General features: G+C 31.5%; 7 protein-coding genes. All 7 read right to left on the bottom strand.

From position 1 onward, the window contains the following. Positions 1-209: 209 nt before the first annotated feature. The 7 genes from ICJ85_RS15965 to ICJ85_RS15935 all read right to left on the bottom strand — a co-directional run bounded on the left by ICJ85_RS15965 (position 210) and on the right by ICJ85_RS15935 (position 4,889). Positions 210-755 carry a hypothetical protein gene (locus ICJ85_RS15965; RefSeq protein ID WP_188224797.1) on the bottom strand — a complete coding sequence of 182 codons (546 nt, stop codon included), beginning with the start codon at positions 753-755 and terminating at the stop codon, positions 210-212. Positions 756-905: 150 nt separating this feature from the next. After that, complete coding sequence (locus ICJ85_RS15960) at positions 906-1,457, bottom strand: hypothetical protein (RefSeq protein WP_188224796.1); 552 nt, start codon at positions 1,455-1,457, stop codon at positions 906-908. A 158-nt stretch (positions 1,458-1,615) separates the two neighbouring features. Further along, entirely contained in the window at positions 1,616-2,296 is a 681-nt protein-coding gene (locus ICJ85_RS15955) for a DUF6843 domain-containing protein (protein WP_188224795.1), read from the bottom strand. 162 nt (positions 2,297-2,458) lie between these two features. After that, positions 2,459-2,803 (bottom strand): hypothetical protein, encoded by a 345-nt coding sequence (locus tag ICJ85_RS15950; protein WP_188224794.1) that lies wholly within the window; start codon positions 2,801-2,803, stop codon positions 2,459-2,461. 185 nt (positions 2,804-2,988) lie between these two features. After that, positions 2,989-3,594 carry a hypothetical protein gene (locus tag ICJ85_RS15945; protein WP_188224793.1) on the bottom strand — a complete coding sequence of 202 codons (606 nt, stop codon included), beginning with the start codon at positions 3,592-3,594 and terminating at the stop codon, positions 2,989-2,991. Positions 3,595-3,765: 171 nt separating this feature from the next. Beyond that, on the bottom strand, positions 3,766-4,389 hold the full coding sequence (locus tag ICJ85_RS15940) for a hypothetical protein (RefSeq protein ID WP_188224792.1): 624 nt from the start codon (positions 4,387-4,389) through the stop codon (positions 3,766-3,768). Between the two features lie 155 nt (positions 4,390-4,544). Beyond that, positions 4,545-4,889: a hypothetical protein gene (locus ICJ85_RS15935; RefSeq protein WP_188224791.1), complete on the bottom strand. Its 345-nt coding sequence runs from the start codon at positions 4,887-4,889 to the stop codon at positions 4,545-4,547. Between the last annotated feature and the right edge of the window lie 77 nt (positions 4,890-4,966).

The following is a 4,966-nucleotide window of genomic DNA, read 5'->3' as shown; positions in this document are numbered from 1 at the left end:
CAAAATAAGCTAATTCACGTTTGTTTAAAGATTTTAGAAAGGTTCTTACTCTGCTCATTTTGATATTGTGGGCAACGTGTTTGGCTATGGTTTCGTTGCGGAAAAATCCGCTAGGATTTTCCGCCGTAAACCGAAGATAGCAAATTTGCGAGGACTTTCCGAGAGGAAAGTCGGAAGCAATGAACTATAGCCGGTGTTGTAGCCAGTTTTTATTCTAAAATTTTAACAAGTCTAATTTTGTATTCCAATTCGCTAATTTTTCTATTCAAATACTGTTCTTGTGTTAAATTACTATCAATAAGTTCAAAATCAGGATTCTTAAAGTCAGGAGGAAGAGCTTTTTCTTTAGCTTTTTTTAAAATTCTAGATGTTGTATAAATTCCATTTATTATTTGGTCTTTATTTAGTTTATTTTCAAATCGAGTCAAATTTTCAATCAATGAGAAAATGGTTTCTGCGAATCTCAATAAATTATATTTATTAGTATTTCGGTCAATTTTTCTTTCTATTTTTTCAATAAAGCGGTTGAAATAATCTATTTTATTATGATGCTCAATTAAGTAGCCTAATGATGTTACTGAATGTAAATCTTCTGAACTAACTTTTAAAAAGCCATTTTCAAACATTTCATTTATCCATTTTTGTTCTTGGTCTTTTGAGACAGAGAATTTTTTATAGGTCGAAATTATTCCATCTCTTGTCATATGGAAATTACTCCCAATATATTTAAAAAAAATGTCCTTAGCTTGTTTCATTTAAATTGGCTACAACGGTGTGTATAAGAATAGTGCGGTTTTGTGTCCGAGGATTTTCCGTAGGAAAATCAGAGTGACCAAAGAAGCACGAACTTTCGATATAGGATTAAACTTAAGCATTATTTTTATATGGTGTTGGCTGTAGTTTTTTTAGTTACTTAGCTCTTTTTTTATTCTTGTTTCAAGTATTTCAAGTTCAGCTAACATTTCTTTTTGGGGTACATTTAGAAATTTTGTCCATTCCTCCGAAAATTTTTCTACGAAAATCACATCCTGTTTAGCTAAATCTTCTAAATCAATATTTTCTGAACCAACTGTCCGCAAACTATCAATCCGCGTTTCTAATTTTCTACGGTAAACCTCGCAGAGATCAAATCTTGTATTGGCAATGCGTAAAGCTAACGGATTAGTTGTATCCGATACGAAAGATTTACTCGGTACAAAGACAGTATTTGACCTATAGTGAATTTTGTTATTAATCCGATATCTTGCAGATATACCAATATTTGCGTCAATATTATCAGTCAAATCTAAATTTTCATCATAAACAAAATCGCTCCAAACCAACTCTTTGCTTTTAGTCCATATTATTTTATTTCTCAATGTCCAACACTCCTTAAAATCATAATAATACCTATTAGCTAATAAACCTATTGCTAAGAAGGAAACGAAAATTATTATTACCTTAAAAACTCTTCTCAATATTAATTTTTTAAATTACTGCCAACGTGTTTGTGTAAGCGTCAGTAATGGGAAAGTGCGCGAGTGCTTTCCGCTGACGCCACCAAGTTAATAAAAAGGCGAGAATTTTCTACCGAAAATTCCGCCGTTATTGCGCTTACACGGTGTTGTGGCTAGTTTTAATTTTTACATATTGCGACTAAACTGTCAGTTATCTTTTCTAATTCTCTAGAGCGTTTAAATTCACTCCATTTGGCTAAACTATCTTTTGAACTGATTACATATTCTCTGAATGAGTAATTAATTCTGCCATTCGGATTGTATTTAGTTCCTCCACCACTTAACCAAATTCCAACTTCACTTTCGTCCGGTTTATTTTCTGAATCCTCCCAAAACATATGATTAGCTCGAAATGGGATTTCTGTTTTATTTCCGTTATTGTCAATTTTGAAATAACGATTATTAATATATCCGCTTTTTAAATTTCCCTTGTAAAGCAAAATTCCGTTTTCAGGAATTCTTAATTGTTCTCGGTTGTCAATAATTTCGATTTCCTCTCCGCAAGGCATATCAGAAACCACAATTGCTTTTCCTTTAAAGTTCTCTGGAAATATTAAATCAAGTTTTTGTGCAGTTGCTGTTCCGATTGTTCCCATTAAGTAGAAATACAAATACATACTCGGATACCATAAAATTATTGGTGTCAAAATCCAAATCAGTTTTGTTTTTAATTTTTTATCGGAAAGCAGAAGTGTTATAATTCCGATTAAGAACAGAGGAACTCCGAAAATCAGTAAGTACGGATTTAAGCAAACCAAAAAGGCTATTATTATAATTCCGATTCCAATTTTTGCTTTCATTTCAGATTTGGGTCAAATTAGCCACAACGGTTCGTATAACCGTCAGTTATCGGTTTGGTTTACTTTGTTTTTCGGTTTAGCACTGGCTTTAGCAATTCCGAGTGGATTCGGACGTAGTCGAATCCGCCGTAATTGCGGTTATATAATGTTGTGTGTAGTTTTTTATTCCGCATTTTCATTTTTGAGTTTTTTTTCGACAATAAGTTTTATTAAATTCAATATTCCTAATGCAGGTAAATACATAAAAAGTCCGATTACTAAATAGGTGTAGGTTGTTCCTGTTATTAAGCTGTCAAATTTAAAATCCGCTGAATTCCATAACCAAGTCAGTGGTATTAAAACCAGTCCGATTATTCCCTGAATTATTAGAGATTTATTGATTGTTTTTATCAGTCCGATTAAGTTGAGTGATTTCCAAAGTCCATTTTTTTTAGCATTCCATAATATTGGAAGTCCAAATAATAGAATGACTAAAACAGTCACAGTTCCAATATCAGATACAATCATTTTTTAATTCCTTTTGAGTTTGTGATAATCCTCAAATTATTAGGGTTTCTCAAATTACACACAACGTGTTTGGCTATGGTTTCGTTGCGTGAAAATCCGCTAGGATTTTCCGCCGTAAACCGAAGATAGCAAATTTGCGAGGACTTTCCGCGAGGAAAGTCAGAAGCAATGAACTATAGCCGGTGTTAGCTGCTGTAATTTTTTTCTTTTATTTCATTAACTATTTCGTTCATATATTCAATAGATAAAGCGCAAAAGTCCTCTAGAAATTTTATGTTTTTTACACGAATCATTTTTTCGCTAGGGCCAAAATATAAATCGTATTTTTTAATCAGATTTACTTTTTTATCCATTACCCCATATTTATGAATTATTGAATTTCTAATGGCTTTAAATTCCGAAATTTGATTCCAATTCTTAGAATCATTTTTTGCTGCTTTAATTTCTCCAATTTTGTTTATATATTTTCGATAGCAGTCTAAATCTCCTTTTCCTCTAATGTCATTTAGTTTTATTTCCGATTCGGTTTTTTTCTCAATTTGTCTAGCGATTGAAAACATAAAATTCTCAAAATATGAATAAGCAGAAATGAAGAGAGAATGTATTAATAGCCATTCAAAATGAAATTCATAGTGAGAAAATTGTTCAAATTCAGAATTTGTCCAATTAGCATCTTTTTCTAATTTTTCAAGCAACTGATTTTTATTTTCCAATCTTATTTTTTCAGAATCTTGGTATATGGAAAGTACAGAGGAAATATTGCTTGAAAAAACGCTTAAAGTGACATCCATAATTTTGTTTCATTATTGCAGCTAACGGTTCGTATATGGAAAGTTGCGGTTTTGTGTGCGAGGATTTTCCGTAGGAAAATCAGAGTTAGCAAAACAAGCAACCTCTATCGGTTTAGAACTAAAGTAGCAATTTTTTATATACATTGTTACCTTTAGTTGTTTCTTTTAAATTCAATAGTTTATATAGGTTGAACTTTGTATTTTGGTTTGTAAGCAATCTGAAAAACCATGTCCAAAATATCGGTTCAAATATGTCATATCAGAATCATAATCAAGGAAAATCCACTCTTTTGCTTTTTTGTCAAATAGCAATATAGTTTCTTTATTTTCTCTTACTTGAAGAGTTTTTAACTTAGGATTAAAGTGAACATGTTCAAACCCATATTTTTCTTGGTTTAATTTCAGGGCTGTAGAATCTAGATATGGTGTGTGTTGTATTCTATCAATAATATATTTTACTTTGTAATAATAGGTTGAATTGCATTTGCTTCTATCTTGGACACTTAATTCCCCTATGGAATTGTAAAGTTCTGGATACTCTCTATTATCATACATTTGGTGGAGTTTTTTCTTTACTCCATCTTCTCCATATTCCTTAACAAATTTAGTTGGTGTATTTTTCAGGAAGTATTCAATATCACCTTCGCTAGATGCAGTATAATGTTTATTTATCCTTTTTTCTAAATCGGTAATATTTAACGTTGGTGAACAACCAAAAAAGGCAGAAAAGAGTAAACCGCAAATAAGAAACCTTTTAACTTCTTTTATTGTCATTAAATTCTTTATTTCTGTCATTCGCAATTAAAGGTAACGGTCTTGTATTACCGTCAGTTATCGGTTTGGTTTACTTTGTTTTTCGGTTTAGCATAGACGTTAGCAATTCCGAGTGGATTCGGACGTAGTCGAATCCGCCGTAATTGCGGTTATATGGTGTTGCCCACAGTATTTTTTTATTCTCCACAAAATTTGTCAGTCACAAGTAATGTAATTGGGTCAAAATAAATTCTCATATTATCAGAACCAGCAAAAACCAAAGGGTATTCCAAACTATAGTTTAGTTTACCATTAGATTCAGAAATTATTATTTCTCCAGATTTTTTATCTTGTGTCCAATATTGATATTTTAAATCGCCGATTATTCCTCTCGCTTGCTCTAAAGTCATTCCGATTTCCACTTTTTCACAATTTTTATAATATTGATTAATCAGTTTTTCAGTCCGATAAAATCCAATAATTTTTGTTATCAAACATATAATTCCGACAAATGCAGAAAAGTAGAGCAGGAGTTTTTTCATATGTCTCGTCCTGAAATATGGCTACAGGTTAAACATGAATTTAAGCAGTTAATTTGTATACCATATTTGGTGTTTTA

Origin of the sequence: Aestuariibaculum marinum (assembly GCF_014596975.1) — a bacterium.
Taxonomy (GTDB): Bacteria; Bacteroidota; Bacteroidia; order Flavobacteriales; family Flavobacteriaceae; genus Aestuariibaculum; species Aestuariibaculum marinum.
Note: the sequence above shows the minus strand (reverse complement) of the source record. Positions and strands in the feature narration are given on the sequence as shown.